This window comes from Citrobacter sp. Cf125 (genome assembly GCF_030333935.1).
Classification (GTDB): Bacteria; Pseudomonadota; Gammaproteobacteria; order Enterobacterales; family Enterobacteriaceae; genus Citrobacter; species Citrobacter freundii.
In genome coordinates, this window is sequence record NZ_JAOWEY010000025.1 from 419229 (window position 1) to 436304 (window position 17076).

The following is a 17076-nucleotide window of genomic DNA, read 5'->3' on the forward strand; positions in this document are numbered from 1 at the left end:
GCTTATTCCTTCACCTGATGCACAACGTCAATCACTGAACCGTCGCGATAACGCACAACGGCAATCACGCGGTCAGTGAATTCGATAGCGCGTGGCTGACCGGTGAGTTGCTGTGCACGTTCGCGCAGCCATTCAATGGACACCACTTTCATACCGGCTTCTTTCAGTCGTTCTGCCAGTTCCGGACGTGCAGGGTTGACGGCGATACCGTGGTCAGTGACCAGAATGTCAACGCTGGAGCCAGGGGTTACGCAGGTCAGCACGTTATCAACCAGCGTCGGGATGCGTCCGCGAACCAGCGGTGCGACGATGATGGAAAGCGCTGCGGCCACAGCCGTATCACAGTGTCCGCCGGATGCGCCTCGCAGTACGCCGTCAGAACCGGTCAGTACGTTCACATTGAAGTTGGTGTCTACTTCTAATGCGCTCAGTACCACCACATCCAGACGGTCAACGGATGCGCCTTTTGAACCCCAGTTGGCATACTGGTTTGCACTGATTTCAATGTGGTTTGGGTTGCGGGCCAAGGACTCAGCCGCGTTACGGTCGAAGCTCTGCACGTCCAGCAGTTTGCGAATCAGGCCTTTTTCATGCAGATCCACGATGGTGGCGGTGATGCCGCCCAGCGCGAAGTCAGCACGGATATCGCGGCTGCGCATTTTGTCTTCCAGGAAACGCGTCACGGCCAGAGAAGCGCCGCCGGTGCCTGTCTGCAGTGAGAAGCCTTCATTGAAGTAGCCGGAGTTAGCAATGACCTCTGCCGCGCTACGGGCGATTAACAGTTCACGCGGGTTAGTGGTCATGCGGGTCGCATCAGCACCGATTTTGTCCGCATCGCCGACCTGATCGATCTGCACGATCAGATCTACCTGATCCTGTGTAATGCTGGCCGGGTTATGTGGATAGGTCAGCAGTTGTTCAGTCAGCAGGACAACCTGTTTCGCGTTTTCGGCGTCTACGCGGGCATAGCCCAGTGAGCCGCAGCATGCTTTACCGGTATAACCGTTGGCGTTACCAAACTGGTCGCAGGACGGTACGCCGAGGAACGCCACATCAATGCTGAGTTCGCCGCTTTGTACCAAGTGTACACGTCCACCGTGGGAGTGAATCTGTACCGGTTCGGCCAGCAGGCCACGGGAGATCTCTTCCGCCAGCGGGCCACGCAACCCGGAGGTATAAATACGGCTGACCACGCCCTGACGGATGTGCTCAACCAGCGGAGCATGGCAATCGCTCAGAGAGCTGGAGGCCAGCGTCAGGTTTTTGAAACCCATACTGGCGATGGCGTCCATCACCAGGTTAATGGTCAGATCGCCACCGCGAAAAGCGTGGTGGAAAGAGATGGTCATGCCATCCTGTAAACCCGAACGACGAATGGCGTCTTCCAGGTTAGCGCACAGCTTTTTGTCGCGCGGTTTTTGCGCCTGTAGTTCTACTTTTGCGGTGCTCTGATAAGCGGAAAGCTCACTTTCTGCATGACGGCTCCAGGTCGCCACGCGATCCTGGCGTTGAGACTGTTCGATTTTCTGCGTCATTTTTTTGCCTTATTCTTCGCGAATGCCGGAAAGTTCTGCACGGGAGATAACCAGAAGGGCGCGCTCGATAACCGGGCTGTCGACCATTTTGCCGTTCAGGGAAACCACTCCACGACCTTCGCGGGCAGCGGCTTCAGCGGCTTCTACGACCAAACGGGCGTGAGCCAGCTCTTTGCGCGTCGGGGCGTACAGGTTATGCAGGAGTTCGATCTGGCGCGGGTTGATGAGCGACTTGCCGTCAAAACCCAACTGCTTGATGTGTGCGGCTTCGTGCAGGAAACCTGCTTCGTTGTTGGCATCGGAATACACGGTGTCGAACGCCTGAATACCGGCAGAACGTGCAGCCTGCAAAATAGAGCAGCGGGCAAACAGCAGTTCAGTACCCTCTGGCGAGCGTTCAGTGCGCAGGTTACGCACATAATCTTCCGCACCCAGAGCAATACCGATCAGGCGCTCGGAAGCGTGGGCAATTTCTACCGCACGGGTAATGCCTAACGGCGACTCAATGGCGGCTAACAGGCCGGTGCTGCCGGGTTCACGGCCACAGGCGTTCTCGATGCGCAGAATTTCACTTTCGATGTCGATGACATCCTGCGCGGTATCGGTCTTCGGTAAACGTACGATGTCAGCACCGCCGCGTACCACTGCTTCAAGGTCGTTGATGCCCCATTCGGAGTCGAGGGCGTTTACACGCACGATGGTTTCAACGTCGTGATACAGCGGATGCTGCAGCGCGTGGTACACCATGCGGCGAGCGGTATCTTTTTCACGCAACGCGACGGAGTCTTCCAGGTCGAACATCAGTGCATCTGCCGGGTAGATGAACGAGTTGCTGACCATGGCGGCATTGGCACCCGGTACGAACAACATGCTGCGGCGAGTACGGGTTTTACGTTGTTGCAAAGATGCGGAAATCACTGGCAATCCTCCCATGGCAGTGCCGGAATACCGCCAGCGCGGGCCAGTAGTGCTTCCAGTCGCGCACGTAAAATGCAGTCCAGTGCGCCTTTATCATCAACATTTAATTGCACGCCGCGTACGTTGTAGCGGGACAGAACGTCCAGGATGGTGGTGCGGATGGCATCACCGAACTGTTTTTCGACGCTACTGTTAACCTGCAGGTCAATATCCTGCGAATCGAGTGGGGCGATGCGAATCATCACATCACCGGACTCGAGTGTGCCTGCGACGGCTGCCTGGTTTATTTTCATTTTTCACCTGTTGCTAATGCGGGGGTATTTTGGCGGACTGCCGCACCTGATGAGGCTCGTTCAACCATGCTTTGCAGATAGTGCAGCGTGGCGTCAGGGACCAGGGATGCGATAGCCGTGAGATCTTTTTTAACCAGCAACTTGCGCACCCAAGAGGCGGAAATCGGCATCTCCTGGAAGCACAGCCGCTCAATTTCCACCAGTTCAATCGGTGGGGCGGGAAGCGTTGGGGTCTCCAGCCAGTAGCGCATATCGTTGTTGTACTGGGAGGTGACGGTGCAATACGGCTCGGTACCGACGAAACGATGTGTAACGCCGAGAGCCGGTGCCAGGTACTGGCGGAAGATTTTCAGGTCTATTTCGGTGTAGCAGTGGTTAATAACGCTCTGCTCTTTGATGAAGTAGCACGGGAACGTGGCGCGGGAAATGATGTATTCCGAACCGCGATGCACGGTTAAACGTGGAATATCTTTTGTCCCTTTAAGCACCAGATCCAACCGGTCTTCATACGGAAACCGTGAGGTATCCTCTTTGACCAAAAACAGATGCAGCCAGTCACATTGTGCGGCCGCCTGTTGGATCAGAAAACGATGTCCGTTGGTGAAGGGGTTGGCGTTCATGACGATGCAACCAATTTTTTTCCCTTCACGACGCTGTTTTGCCAGAGATTCAGCGTAACGTTTCAGACGCGTGGTGCTGTTTTCCATCAGCACCATAATGCCGGGAACGCTGGTCAGCGTAGAAAAGCCACACTGTTTAAACAGCGATTCGTACTCGGTTTTGGTATAGATGAAGAGGTGCGTACAGTGGCGCTCATAGGCGAGGTTGATTAACTCGGTCGCCAGCGTCAGCGCTAAGCCTTCGCCCCGTACGGATTCGCAGATGGCGACACATTTAATAATATTCCCAGCGATACCGCCGCAGGCAATCAGGCGGTCGTCACGGGTGACGGTGATAAATACTTCGACGGTGGTGTCAACGCTCAAATCATTCTCTTTCAGAAATTGCGTGATAGCCGCCATCTTTTTATTTTCTGAGCGTTTAACTTGCGTGAATATATTATTACCGAACATAGTGAATAGAGCCCCGATGCTATATTTGTTACTGGGTTTCTGTTTTTGTTGCTCTGCTTAGCAACCTGATAACGTTTTGTTTGCAATTGAAGGGAATGGTTTTTTATTACGGAGTATTTCTTTTTTTCCCTGCTGCATACATCGTAAGGGGTATTTTGGAGGTAATTTTTGATTTATTTCACAATAAGTTAGAAGGTTTTAATGTGTTTTATGGTTTTAAGTTTTTTAATTAATTTAACCTCGAAATAGCGTGTGGTTTTAATTTGTTTAATTGATTTAAAGTGGGGAATCTGCAACGATCTTGTTTTATACCGTAACGTGTAAATAAAACATTTCTATTACAACTACAATGAGAAATAAGTTTCGGGTAACGTGGATGAGGAAGATATATGGCTGAGCAGAAAAATAAAACACGGTTTCCTTTTTTCCGCAGCCTGGCGTTTCCTTTACGCATCTTTCTGCTTATTTTGGTCGTTTCTGTTTTTATCATCGCCGCCCTGGCACAATACTTTACCGCCAGCTTCGAAGATTATCTGGCCGCGCATGTCCGCGATATGGCAATGAACCAGGCCAAAATCATCGCCTCTAACGAGAGTATCATTACGGCGGTTAAACATCGTGATTACAAGCGTTTGGCGACGATTGCCGACAAACTGCAGAGCGGAACTGACTTCGACTATGTGGTTATCGGGGATACCAACTCCATTCGTCTATATCATCCGAACCCGGAAAAAATTGGCTACCCGATGCAGTTCACCAAACCCGGTGCGCTGGAAAAAGGGGAGAGCTACTTTATTACCGGTAAAGGGTCCATCGGGATGGCAATGCGCGCTAAAACGCCCATCTTTGATGACGATGGCAAAATCATTGGCGTAGTCTCAATTGGTTATCTGATCAGCAAAATCGATAGCTGGCGATCGGATTTCTTACTCCCGATGGCCGGTGTGTTTATCTTGCTGTTGTTGGTACTTATGCTGCTCTCCTGGTTTTTCGCTGCCCATATTCGTCGGCAGATGTTGGGTATGGAACCGAAACAAATTGCGCGGGTGGTACGTCAGCAGGAAGCGTTGTTCAGCTCGGTATATGAAGGATTGATTGCCGTGGATCCTGATGGATATATCACCGCAATAAACCGCAGTGCGAGGAAAATGCTGGGGCTGTCTTCACCAGGGCGAAAGTGGCTTGGAAAACCGGTGAGTGAGGTGGTTCAGCCAGCGGACTTTTTCACCCAACAGATTGCGGAAAAACGACAGGATGCGATGGTAAACTTTAATGGCCTGAGCGTTATCGCCAACCGTGAAGCGATTCGCTCTGGTGACGAACTGCTTGGGGCAATCATCAGTTTTCGTAGTAAAGATGAAATTGCTACCCTTAATGCGCAATTAACGCAGATCAAACAGTATGTAGAGAGCCTGAGAACGCTGCGTCATGAGCACCTGAACTGGATGTCGACTATCAATGGCCTGCTGCAAATGAAAGAATATGACAAGGTTCTGGCCATGGTGCAGGGAGAATCCCAGGCGCAACAGCAACTGATTGACAGCCTGCGTGGCGCGTTTGCCGATCGTCAGGTCGCCGGTCTGTTGTTTGGCAAGGTGCAGCGCGCGCGGGAACTGGGCCTCACCATGACTATCGTTCCGGGGAGCCAACTGCATCAACTCCCCGAGGGGCTGGATAGCACAGAGTTTGCAGCAATTGTTGGCAATCTGCTTGATAATGCATTCGAAGCGAGCTTGCGCACCCAGCAAGGCAACAATGTCGTAGAGCTCTATTTGAGCGATGAAGGGGATGACGTGATCATCGAAGTTGCCGATCAGGGATGCGGTGTGCCGGAAGCATTGCGTGAGAAAATATTTGAACAGGGTGTGAGCACCCGTACCGATGAACCAGGTGAACATGGCATCGGTTTGTATCTAATTGCAAGTTATGTGAGGCGCTGTGACGGGGTGATTACGCTCGAAGATAACTCCCCTTGCGGTACCTTATTTTCTTTATTTCTTCCGAAAGTGAAAAAAAATAATGACGGAACCATTAACGCTGTTGATCGTTGAGGATGAAACGCTACTGGCGGAAATGCATGCTGAATATATCCGCCATATACCCGGTTTCAGCCAGATATGGCTGGCGGGTAATCTTGAGCAGGCGAGGATGATGATTGAGCGTTTTAAGCCCGGTCTGATACTGCTCGATAACTACTTGCCGGACGGCAAGGGAATTACGTTGCTGCATGAGCTGACCCAGGCGCGCTATCCGGGCGGCGTAGTGTTTACCACGGCGGCCAGCGATATGGAAACGGTCTCCGAGGCCGTGCGCAGCGGTGCGTTTGATTACCTGGTCAAACCCATTGCCTACGAGCGGCTGGGGCAGACCCTGACGCGTTATCAGCAACGTCGACGCATGTTGGCGGGGAATGACAGCGCCAGCCAAAAGCAGATTGATGAAATGTTTAATGCCTACGCGCGGGGCGAACCGAAAGGGGATTTACCGACCGGGATTGATGCGTTAACACTGAATGCAGTGTTGAAATTATTCGCCGACCCGACGGTACACCATACTGCGGAAACGATCGCCCAGGCGCTTACCATCAGCCGAACGACTTCCAGACGCTACCTGGAGTACTGTGCCAGCCGTCATTTGATTATTGCGGAGATTATTCACGGTAAGGTGGGTAGGCCGCAGCGTATTTATCATGGCGGCTAAATGCTGATTTCTGACGTAGGCCGGATAAGATGCTTTAGCATCGACATCCGGCAATGGTGCGGTTTAAATGCCGGATGCGGCGTAGATGCCTAATCCGGCCTAAATTTCACTGAGTATCAGCCGCCAACGACGGCTGAAGAAGAACCTGGTACCATCACTTCAGTTGCGATAATCACCACCAGCAGTCCAACCAGAACCGGAACCGAAGTACGTTTCACCACTTCGAACGGAGAAATCTTTGCCATACCTGCTACAGCGACAACCACGCCGGAGACCGGGGAGATGGTGCGCCCAAGGTTTGACGCCTGCAGCATCGGGATAACAAGGTAAGCCGGGTTAATGCCGGAAGAATGCGCCAGCTTAGGGATCATCTCAACGAAGGCGTAGAACGGGGCGTTACCGGAACCCGTAGTCATTGCCGCCAACATAGTCAGGATCACCAGCACCATCATCAAGATAATGCTCGCTGAACCAAACGAGGTGGCGATAGAAATCAGACTCTGAATAAAGCCGATTGTGCTCAGACCCTGGGCAAAAACACCCGCAGCGACTAACAACATCACCACGTTAGCAAAGGCATCCGCCATGCCACGGTAAGCGACTTCCAGACCAGAGAAAACCTTTTGGGTGTTGAACCCACGTACGAACTCCAGAATAGCCGCGATGAGCATGCACAGAACCAGAATCGTAATGATGTGCAGCTGCGGGCCCCATTTACCATCAAAAATCAGGACGCCAACGATCGGGGTAAACGGCAGAATGGCGTAAAATGACGGGGCAGTCGTGGTGATTTCAGCCACATCTAACATTTCATGAGAAATGTTCTCTTTTTTATCCAGATAACGCTGCCAGAAAAAGTGGGCAATCGCCATAGCAATGATGGCGGCAATGGAAATTGGCAGCGTGGTTTTAAAGGCGAAATCGATCAGCGGCATTTCCGCAGCTTTTGCCGCCAGCACCACATCACCGGATGTTGGTGAAAGAATAATTGCAGCAGGGGAGGCACAAATAGCCGCTGCAGCGCCACGGCTGATTCCAACGTTAACCATGACCGGGAACAGTGTTGCCATCAGCAAAACGCCCAGACCGGTTGCTGAAGAAACCGCCAGTGACATCAGGCAGGCGACAAAATAGGCGGCAATCATTAGCAGGTAAGGAGAGTTGATGTATTGCAGGGGCTTGGAGGCCAGCTTAACGACCATATCGTTCGCGCCAATATGGGTCATATAGGCGGCAAAACCACACAGCATCATGATCATCATGCCGAGATCGCCACCACGGCTCATCAGCAAAATTTTAATATATTCAACAATGTCTGTTGCCGTATAGCCCGTCGATGCCGCGCTGGATGGCAACACTTTATGCCCCATCAGCGCACTGATAATCAGCAAAACCAGACCGCCAACAAACAGTACGCCTGTCGCGGAATAACCTTTAATGATGTAGCGCGCTACACCCACAATAACCACAACTCCAATAAGGAGTTCAATAAATGTCAACATCGTTTCCCCTGTCGCATTGCTGCCCAGAAAGTAAAAAAACTAAAAAAAGTAAAAAGTGGTGACAGAATGTGCCTAATAAACCGATGACTCTTGCTGATTAAAATCAATAAAAATACGGATTCAAGCGATGGCTTAGCCGTTTTTTCAGCATCGTGGTTAAAAAAAGAATCTCACAATAAAAAACTGTGAAGTGCAGCGACGGTGTGTGTGTTTTGTGGTGATATTGATTCTTAATTGTTAATTTATTGTAATATTATTTAACTTTTCCCGGAGGAAAGAACAATTTATTGGCAATAAAGAGAAAATAGTTCCTATGAGATGGCTCAATAAATTAAGGGCTAATTATCTTAAAAATTACATGCTGAGGAATATTCTGATTTTTTAGCTGCGCATTTTTGTTAAGCTAACATTAAGGTTGGGTTTGCTACAATTAATAATAAATCCCAGGATGGTAATTAAGTTGTGATTGTCGCTAAACGATATTTTCTCATTTTTTCATTTCTTTTTATTCAGTTAGCTTTCATTCCCCAGGGCGCTGCTGAAGATAAAGGCTGGTTCGCTACTTTTAAAGACAACGTCAGTGAAACCTGGCAGCAGCCGGAACATTATGATTTGTATATACCGGCTATTACCTGGCATGCACGCTTTGCCTACGATAAAGAAAAAACGGATCGCTACAATGAACGCCCGTGGGGGGCAGGATTTGGTCAATCCCGTTGGGATGATAAAGGTAACTGGCACGGACTTTATATAATGGCCTTTAAGGATTCCTACAATAAATGGGAACCCATTGGTGGTTATGGCTGGGAAAAAACCTGGCGACCGCTGGCCGATGAAAATTTCCATACAGGTCTCGGTTTTACCGCCGGTTTTACCGCGCGTGATAACTGGAACTACATTCCGGTACCCGTGCTGTTACCGCTGGCATCGATAGGGTATGGTCCGGCAACGTTCCAGATGACCTACATTCCGGGAACGTACAACAACGGTAACGTCTACTTTGCGTGGATGCGTTTCCAGTTTTGATGGACTACCTGTATTGTCAGATGGATTATTAAAAAGTCTTTTTAAAACAGTGTGATATCAGCGTTAACTGAAAAATAACGCGACATTTATCACTTTTTGATAAAGTTCGACTGGACAAAGTGCACCACAATTGTTGTACTGATACCCGACACAGCATTTGTGTCTATTTTTCATGTAAAGGTAATTTTGATGTCTAAGATTAAAGGTAACGTTAAGTGGTTTAATGAGTCCAAAGGATTCGGTTTCATTACTCCGGAAGATGGCAGCAAAGACGTGTTCGTACACTTCTCTGCAATCCAGACCAATGGTTTTAAAACTCTGGCTGAAGGTCAGCGTGTAGAGTTCGAAATCACTAACGGTGCCAAAGGCCCTTCTGCTGCAAACGTAATCGCTCTGTAAGCATACGACAGCAAGCATTCAAAACCCGCTTAATTGCGGGTTTTTTTCGCCTCAGTGTGCGGGAGAGGCCGAAACCAGCCAGAATGCCAGGGCGGTCATCGCAAATGATCCCAGCAGATTCACCAGCACATTCACCATAGCCCAACCAAAGCGTCCTTCCTGTAGCAAAAACACCACCTCAGCCGAGAAAGTGGAAAATGTTGTTAGTCCCCCGCAAAAGCCAGTTGTAATCAGTACCTTCCACATTGGATCAATGTTTGTCATGCGATTAAACCATGCCAGACCCATACCAATGATAAATGCGCCAAGTAAGTTTGCAGCCAGCGTACCGAATGGAATGGCCTGATGTAGCGGGTTAAACCTCATGCTCAACATCCATCTTGCTACACTACCTGTACCACCACCGATAAAAACCGCTAAAAGGAGTTGTAACACTGCGTAATCCTGCTATTTGATTGTATATAGGATGAGTGTAACGCTGAATAATCGTGGTTGGCGAGCCTAACAACGTTTTCTGGAGGGAATATGTTCGTTGCAGCAGGGCAATTTGCCGTGGGACCTTCATGGGAAAAAAATGCAGAAACCTGCGTTTTACTGATGTCTCAGGCTGCGGGAGAGGGGGCATCGTTACTGGTATTACCGGAAGCGCTTCTGGCCCGTGACGATCTGGACCCTGATCTGTCAGTGAAATCAGCTCAATTGCTGGAAGGCGGGTTTTTGACGCGCTTGCTGCGAGAAAGCGCGCAAAACGAGATGACGACAATCCTGACGATTCATGTTCCCTCTGTGCCTAGACGGGCGTTTAACATGCTGGTGGCGCTACGGGCAGGTCAGGTAGTTGCCCATTACGCTAAATTACATCTCTACGACGCCTTTTCGATTCAGGAGTCACGAAATGTGGATGCAGGGGACGCCATAGCGCCGCTGCTGGACGTAGGCGGGTTAAAAGTAGGGTTAATGACCTGTTATGATCTGCGCTTCCCTGAGCTGGCGCTGGCGCACGCATTGCAGGGAGCGGAAATTCTCGTATTACCCGCAGCCTGGGTACGGGGATCGCTTAAAGAGCATCACTGGTCTACGCTTTTGGCTGCAAGAGCGTTAGATGCAACGTGTTACCTGATTGCGGCGGGAGAGTGCGGTAATAAGAATATCGGCCAAAGCCGGGTCATCGACCCTTTTGGTGTGACCATTGCTGCTGCGGCGGAAACGCCTGCACTAATTATGGCCGAGGTTTCTGCAGAGCGGGTAAGGCAGGTCAGAGCACAACTTCCGGTGTTAAGTAACCGACGTTTTGCGCCACCGCAATTATTATGACGTTTTTTTAAACAAGGCTTGATTCACCTTGTTACAGATTGCTATTGTGTGCGCGCGTCGAAAGGCCGTTAATATTCTCAGGTTAATATGGCGCTTTATGCAGCCTGGTTTAAGTGAAGAAGGTATCTATGGGTGAGATTAGTATTACCAAACTGCTGGTGGTTGCCGCACTGGTTGTTCTGCTGTTTGGTACCAAGAAGTTACGTACACTGGGTGGAGACCTGGGAACGGCAATCAAGGGCTTCAAGAAAGCAATGAACGACGATAATGCCGATGCTAAGAAAGATGCTGATGGTAGCGTTCAGGCTGAGAAGCTTTCTCATAAAGAGTAATGTCAGGAGCATGATGCTCATACTGCATACTCTGCATGAAAAAAAACCGGCAATTTGCCGGTTTTTTTATTACTGATATGTAAGTGAGTATTACACGATTACTTCACTTCCAGCCCTTTGGCCTGCATGTCTGCATGGTATGAAGAGCGAACGAATGGACCGCAGGCTGCATGGGTAAAGCCCATGGCCATAGCTTCGGCTTTCATCTCATCGAACTCATCCGGGCTTACATAGCGTTGAACCGGCAGGTGGTGACGGCTTGGCTGTAAATACTGCCCCAGCGTCAGCATGGTCACGCCATGACTGCGCAGGTCACGCATGACCTCAATGATTTCTGCATTGGTTTCGCCCAAACCAACCATCAGACCTGATTTAGTCGGAATCTCCGGGTGCGCTTCCTTGAAACGTTCCAGAAGCTTCAGCGACCAGTTGTAGTCCGCCCCCGGACGTACATTGCGATAAATACGCGGTACGTTTTCGAGGTTGTGGTTAAACACGTCTGGCGGCGTGGCGGTGAGGATATCCAACGCGCGATCCATACGACCACGGAAGTCAGGCACCAGCGTTTCGATTTTAATCGACGGGCTTTTCTCACGAATAGCGGTGATACAGTCAGCAAAGTGCTGAGCGCCGCCGTCACGCAGATCGTCGCGGTCAACGGAGGTAATGACGACATAGCGCAGCGCCATGTCAGCAATCGTCTGAGCAAGTTTTAACGGCTCGTTAGCATCCGGAGCAACCGGACGGCCATGGGCAACGTCACAGAATGGGCAACGGCGGGTACAGATTGCGCCGAGGATCATAAAGGTTGCGGTTCCGTGATTGAAACATTCAGCCAGGTTAGGGCAGGAAGCTTCTTCGCAGACAGAGTGCAGGCCATTTTTGCGCATTGCCGCTTTGATGCCCTGGATGCGAGTGGAGTCCGCTGGCAGTTTTATTTTCATCCATTCCGGTTTACGCAGCAGGGCTTCACGCTCTGTTGCCACATTTTTTACCGGGATAAGAGCCATCTTATCGGCATCGCGGTATTTAACACCGCGTTCCATCACAATGGGTTTACTCATAGCTTGCGTGTTCCAGTTGCGAATTACGAAGGAAAGCGTTTCAATTCAAGGGAATGTTGCATTTATCAACTATTTTTGAATTAGTGATACGCAGTATATCATTGAAACGGGCCAGAAAGCAGCCTGACAGGCTGGCAAAATGTAAAATAGTTGTTGTTTTGTGCCATTTGCCACAACATTTGCCGTGGCAAAGTATGACCGTATTTTCAGTCTGCAACGTACTCGTGCGGTGGGTTACCCAACAGCGCTAATATGTTGGCCAGCAGGCGTGGGCGAACGCTCTCGGTCGTGGCTGCGCTATCCCACTGCGATACTTTCGCCATCTCCATTCCGGCGTAACCACAAGGATTGATACGCAGGAAAGGCGATAAATCCATATCCACGTTGAGCGCTAAGCCGTGAAACGAACATCCTCTACGAATACGTAATCCCAAAGAGCAGATTTTCTTCTCCCCGACGTATACGCCAGGCGCATCGGCTCGCGGGTGGGCATCAATGCCGATTTCCGCAAGTGTATTGACGACGGTTTGTTCCAGCAGCGTAACCAGTTCACGAACGCCAAGTTTGCGACGCTTCAGATTCAACAGCACATACATGACCTGCTGGCCCGGCCCGTGGTAGGTCACCTGGCCGCCACGATCGCTCTGGATCACCGGAATATCGCCCGGCATCAGTACGTGCTCTGCTTTACCTGCCTGACCCTGGGTAAAAACAGGATAATGCTCTACCAGCCAGATTTCGTCATAACTGTTTTCATCGCGGGTATCGGTGAATTCGTGCATGGCCAGAGAAACTGGCTCGTAAGGTTGAAGACCGAGCTGGCGGACCAGAATTTTATCCTGATACAAAACGGCATCTCCGTAGATACTCACATAGAGTAGAGAATATAAAAGAGGGGGAAAAGTATATCACAGGGGGGAGGGGTTACCCGAGCGGGGATGCAGCGGGTAACCAACAGGTTTTTACAGTACCATGCGTACGATATCGATATTACCTAATTCTTCGTACAGCGTTTCAACCTGCTCAATGTGTGTAGCAGTAATAGTGATTGAGACCGAGTGGTAGTTGCCTTTGCTGCTCGGTTTTACCGTCGGAGAGTAATCACCTGGCGCATGGCGCTGTACCACTTCAACCACCTGATCAACCAGCTCAGGCAACGCCTGCCCCATTACTTTGTAAGTAAATGGAGTAGGGAATTCAAGCAGTTCGTTAAGTTTGGTTTTCATGTCAGCTCCGGCGTTACATCAATAAATAATAACTCCCACAGCGTGTGGGAGTTATCTGGATACCTAGTATATGGGGACGTAAATCACACTTTCAAGTGTTCGATTTTTAGCCAAACCAGTGATGGAACATTAATTTAATGTAATCAATGATTTTCCCAAAGAAGTTGCCTTCAGGGATTTCCTGCAGGACTACCAGCGGGCGCTGTTCGATGGTTTTGCCATCCAACTGGAAGTTGATGGTGCCAACAACCTGGTTTTTCTGCAGCGGTGCATGCAGTTCTGTGGTGTTCAGCACATAGCTTGCTTTCAGATCTTTCATGCGGCCGCGCGGAATAGTCAGGTAGACATCTTTATCTACGCCTAACGATGCGCGATCGGTGTTACCAAACCAGGCCGGTTCTGAAGCAAACTCTTTACCGACTTTCAGTGGATTCACGGTTTCAAAGAAACGGAAGCCCCAGGTCAGCAGTTTTTTACTTTCGGTTTCACGACCTTTATAGGTGCGGCCACCCATGACGGCAGAGATCAGACGCATCTGACCTTCGGTTGCGGATGCAACGAGGTTATAGCCAGCTTTGTCGGTATGACCGGTTTTGATACCGTCGACATTCAGGCTGTTATCCCACAGCAAGCCGTTGCGGTTTAGCTGACGAATGCCGTTAAAGGTGAACTCTTTTTCTTTATAGATAGAGTATTCGTTAGGCACGTCACGAATCAGCGCCTGGCCAATCATTGCCATGTCGCGAGCCGAGCTGTACTGACCGTCAGCATCGAGACCATGAACGGTCTGGAAGTGGGTATTTTTCAGGCCCAGCGCGTTCACATAGCTGTTCATCAGACCGACGAAAGCATCCTGGCTACCGGCTGCGAAGTCCGCCATTGCCACACACGCGTCATTCCCGGATTGTAGGTTGATACCACGGATTAGCTGGGAAACAGGAACCTGCATTCCAGGTTTCAGGAACATCAACGATGAACCTTTAAACACCGGGTTACCTGTAGCCCAGGCGTCATTGCCTACAGTGACCAGATCGGTTTCTTTGAACTTGCCGGCTTTCATCGCCTGGCCGATGACGTAGCTGGTCATCATTTTGGTCAGACTGGCGGGGTCGCGGCGAGTGTCTGCGTTCTGTTCTGCCAGAACTTTGCCTGAATTGTAATCAATCAGGATATATGACTCCGCATCGATCTGCGGAACACCCGGGATCATGGTTTTAATATTCAGGTCATCGGCATGGGCAGCAGAGAGAGAAGCTGCGCAGAGAGCCGCGGTGAGCGCCATACGCTGCACGAAACGAGCGGAAAAAGTGGTCTTCATGGTCTGAACTACGACGTCCGTGATGAAATTTAAAAAAGTGCCCTACTATAGCAAATGCAAAACGGGCAGGCATCTGACTTTCCGCGTGACTTTGTTAATGTCATTTACAGAAATTGACAGTTCAGATACCTGATTTACGTTATTACACGCCGGTGATGAAGGACTGTAATTGCGCCTCGGATTGAAGACGCTGCTGCAATGTGGAGGCTTCAGCTTTGCTGGCGAACGGCCCCATCTGGATACGCCAGACTGCGCCATTTTGTACCACCCGACCTGGGACGCCAAACTGCTGGCTTAAACGTTTTTGATACTGCTGCGCACGCGACTGCTCGCTGACTGCGCCAACCTGAACCACGTAACGTCCGTTGGCTACTGCCGCTGGAGCTGGTGCCGCGACGGCGGTTGGTGTTGCTGCTGGTGCGGTTGGTGTTGCCGGTGCGGAGATGGTCGGTTGCGGAGCCGGAGTCGGCTCGCTACCTTCCAGCACGCCTGCGGCGAGGGTGGTTGGCGCACCGAGGAATCCACCGCTGTTCACTGGCGCACCGGTTGGATCATCGCTTTTCAGCGTGGAATTGCTGATCGGACGAATATCGCCTTGCGGCTGACCCGCATCCGATGGCGAAGGCATACTTCCAATATTACCGCCACCGCTTAAATCAGGACGCGCGGGCAGGGCATAGGTTTGCTTTGCGACTGTCGTACACGCCATACCCGGACCGGACAATGAACCATCCTGGGCGACGATGATCGGGTCGATACGCACTTTGGTGTTGTTGGAGGTATTCAGACGGTCTGCTGCTGCACGTGAAAGTGAAATCACGCGATCGTTGCCATAAGGGCCGCGATCGTTTATGCGCACGACAATCATCCTGCCGTTTGCCAGGTTAGTTACTCTGGCATAGCTTGGGACTGGCAGCGTGGGATGCGCTGCGGTCAGTTGCATCGGGTCGAACGCTTCACCAGACGCGGTTAAGTTGCTTCCGGGTTCCGCATCATAGATAGCGGCAAGTCCTGCCTGGCTAAAGCGGGAAGGATCCTGGACGATTTTGTAGCTCTTACCATCACGTTGATAGTCCTGATTCGCCGTTGGGTTCAGGGGTTCAAAGCGCGGATCGGCCCCGCTGATTTCAACAATCGGACCATTGCACACCGCAGGCTGCGGCGCGACAGCACCCTGTTGCTGACCATCATCACTCGAACACGCCGCGAGCATTCCTGCTGCGATGCAGATACCAAGCCACTGCTTACGCATTGCGTACCCCTTACACGCTTTTCGACAACATTTTTCTATGGGTGTGGATCGACATAACAATCCCGAACCCGGCCATCAGCACGATAAGTGCCGAGCCTCCGTAACTGACCAGTGGGAGAGGAACGCCAACCACGGGCAGAATACCGCTCACCATACCAATATTTACGAAGACATAAACGAATAATATCAACATTAAACCACCTGCCATGACGCGACCAAAGGTGGTTTGCGCGTGGGCAGCGATCCATAATCCGCGCATAATCAGCAAAATGTACAGCGCAAGCAGAATTAAGATCCCTACCAGACCCAGCTCTTCTGCTAATACCGCGAAGATAAAGTCCGTGTGACGTTCGGGTAAAAATTCAAGTTGCGACTGCGTACCGTGCAGCCAGCCCTTGCCGCGTAGACCGCCGGAGCCAATAGCAATTTTAGACTGAATAATATGATATCCCGCACCCAGTGGATCGGTTTCCGGATCGAGCAACATCATGACGCGCTGACGCTGGTAATCATGCATCAGGAAGAACCACAGTATCGGGATAAACGCCGCAACCAGAACCACCGCAACACCGATTAAACGCCAGCTTAAACCAGAAAGGAACAGAACAAACAGACCGGAAAGGGCGACCAGTATTGAGGTACCGAGGTCAGGCTGAGCGGCCACCAGCAGGGTGGGCATAAATATCAGCACCAGTGCAATGGCGGTATTTTTTAGCGATGGCGGGCAAACATCACGGTTGATGAAGCGTGCGACCATCAGCGGCACGGCAATCTTGGCAATTTCGGAAGGCTGAAAACGCACAATACCCAAATCCAGCCAGCGCTGCGCCCCTTTGGATATCGCGCCGAAGGCATCTACCGCCACCAACAGGATGATGCAGAATATATAGAGATAGGGTGCCCAGCCTTCATAAACCCGGGGCGGGATTTGCGCCATCACCACCATGATGACCAGGCCCATTGCGATCTGGCCGACCTTGCGCTCCATCATGCCGATATCCTGGCCGCTGGCACTCCAGATGACCAGCGAGCTGTAAACCAGCAGCGCCAGCAAAATAAGCAACATCGTGGGATCGATGTGGATTTTGTCCCAGAATGTTTTTTTGTTCGGATTATCCGTCACG

Annotated in this window: 18 protein-coding genes; 6 read left to right on the forward strand and 12 right to left on the reverse strand. The window is 50.8% G+C overall.

Features of this window, described 5'->3' with window-relative positions; translation table 11 throughout:
- Positions 1–2: 2 nt before the first annotated feature.
- From citF to citC, 4 genes are read right to left on the reverse strand one after another with little or no spacing between them, the layout of a single operon-like run.
- Positions 3–1535: a citrate lyase subunit alpha gene (gene citF / locus OGV89_RS18635; protein ID WP_003022120.1), complete on the reverse strand. Its 1533-nt coding sequence runs from the start codon at positions 1533–1535 to the stop codon at positions 3–5.
- 9 nt (positions 1536–1544) lie between these two features.
- Positions 1545–2453, reverse strand: coding sequence for an aldolase/citrate lyase family protein (locus tag OGV89_RS18640; RefSeq protein ID WP_003022123.1), 909 nt, complete (start codon positions 2451–2453; stop codon positions 1545–1547).
- The gene (gene citD, locus OGV89_RS18645) at positions 2450–2746 is read right to left on the reverse strand and encodes a citrate lyase acyl carrier protein (protein WP_003022125.1); all 297 of its coding nucleotides are present in this window, start codon (positions 2744–2746) and stop codon (positions 2450–2452) included. Before citD ends, OGV89_RS18640 begins: the two co-directional genes overlap by 4 nt.
- Positions 2743–3819 (reverse strand): [citrate (pro-3S)-lyase] ligase, encoded by a 1077-nt coding sequence (gene citC / locus OGV89_RS18650; protein WP_003022129.1) that lies wholly within the window; start codon positions 3817–3819, stop codon positions 2743–2745. The genes citD and citC overlap by 4 nt, the downstream gene beginning before the upstream one ends.
- Positions 3820–4208: 389 nt before the next feature.
- On the opposite strand from citC, the gene dpiB reads away from it, so the two are divergent.
- Positions 4209–5870, forward strand: coding sequence for a sensor histidine kinase DpiB (dpiB, locus tag OGV89_RS18655; RefSeq protein WP_003847410.1), 1662 nt, complete (start codon positions 4209–4211; stop codon positions 5868–5870).
- Entirely contained in the window at positions 5839–6519 is a 681-nt protein-coding gene (gene dpiA / locus OGV89_RS18660; protein ID WP_003022133.1) for a two-component response regulator DpiA, read from the forward strand. Before dpiB ends, dpiA begins: the two co-directional genes overlap by 32 nt.
- A 116-nt stretch (positions 6520–6635) precedes the next feature.
- Here dpiA and dcuC read toward each other — a convergent pair whose 3' ends face one another.
- On the reverse strand, positions 6636–8021 hold the full coding sequence (gene dcuC / locus OGV89_RS18665) for an anaerobic C4-dicarboxylate transporter DcuC (protein WP_003835592.1): 1386 nt from the start codon (positions 8019–8021) through the stop codon (positions 6636–6638).
- 462 nt (positions 8022–8483) lie between these two features.
- Between dcuC and pagP the strand changes: the two genes are divergently transcribed.
- A complete protein-coding gene (pagP, locus tag OGV89_RS18670; RefSeq protein ID WP_003835590.1) occupies positions 8484–9047 on the forward strand; it encodes a lipid IV(A) palmitoyltransferase PagP in 564 nt (187 codons plus the stop codon).
- A 189-nt stretch (positions 9048–9236) separates the two neighbouring features.
- Positions 9237–9446, forward strand: coding sequence for a transcription antiterminator/RNA stability regulator CspE (cspE, locus tag OGV89_RS18675; RefSeq protein WP_000034825.1), 210 nt, complete (start codon positions 9237–9239; stop codon positions 9444–9446).
- A 51-nt stretch (positions 9447–9497) separates the two neighbouring features.
- On the opposite strand, the gene crcB is transcribed toward cspE, so the two are convergent.
- Positions 9498–9881, reverse strand: a complete 384-nt coding sequence (crcB, locus tag OGV89_RS18680) for a fluoride efflux transporter CrcB (protein WP_003831281.1) — start codon at positions 9879–9881, stop codon at positions 9498–9500.
- A 90-nt stretch (positions 9882–9971) separates the two neighbouring features.
- On the opposite strand from crcB, the gene OGV89_RS18685 reads away from it, so the two are divergent.
- Positions 9972–10760: a deaminated glutathione amidase gene (locus OGV89_RS18685; protein ID WP_048233262.1), complete on the forward strand. Its 789-nt coding sequence runs from the start codon at positions 9972–9974 to the stop codon at positions 10758–10760.
- Between the two features lie 128 nt (positions 10761–10888).
- Complete coding sequence (tatE, locus tag OGV89_RS18690) at positions 10889–11092, forward strand: twin-arginine translocase subunit TatE (RefSeq protein WP_003022699.1); 204 nt, start codon at positions 10889–10891, stop codon at positions 11090–11092.
- Positions 11093–11190: 98 nt separating this feature from the next.
- Here the strand turns inward: tatE and lipA are convergent, their stop codons facing one another.
- The 6 genes from lipA to mrdB form a co-directional block, all read right to left on the reverse strand.
- The gene (gene lipA, locus OGV89_RS18695; RefSeq protein WP_003022702.1) at positions 11191–12156 is read right to left on the reverse strand and encodes a lipoyl synthase; all 966 of its coding nucleotides are present in this window, start codon (positions 12154–12156) and stop codon (positions 11191–11193) included.
- Between the two features lie 206 nt (positions 12157–12362).
- On the reverse strand, positions 12363–13004 hold the full coding sequence (lipB, locus tag OGV89_RS18700; RefSeq protein WP_003022703.1) for a lipoyl(octanoyl) transferase LipB: 642 nt from the start codon (positions 13002–13004) through the stop codon (positions 12363–12365).
- A 114-nt stretch (positions 13005–13118) separates the two neighbouring features.
- Positions 13119–13382, reverse strand: a complete 264-nt coding sequence (gene ybeD, locus OGV89_RS18705) for a DUF493 family protein YbeD (RefSeq protein WP_003022706.1) — start codon at positions 13380–13382, stop codon at positions 13119–13121.
- 106 nt (positions 13383–13488) lie between these two features.
- Positions 13489–14700, reverse strand: coding sequence for a D-alanyl-D-alanine carboxypeptidase DacA (dacA, locus tag OGV89_RS18710; protein ID WP_003022711.1), 1212 nt, complete (start codon positions 14698–14700; stop codon positions 13489–13491).
- A 142-nt stretch (positions 14701–14842) separates the two neighbouring features.
- Entirely contained in the window at positions 14843–15952 is a 1110-nt protein-coding gene (gene rlpA / locus OGV89_RS18715; RefSeq protein WP_286559118.1) for an endolytic peptidoglycan transglycosylase RlpA, read from the reverse strand.
- Positions 15953–15962: 10 nt separating this feature from the next.
- On the reverse strand, positions 15963–17075 hold the full coding sequence (mrdB, locus tag OGV89_RS18720; protein ID WP_003022718.1) for a peptidoglycan glycosyltransferase MrdB: 1113 nt from the start codon (positions 17073–17075) through the stop codon (positions 15963–15965).
- Position 17076: the final 1 nt, after the last annotated feature.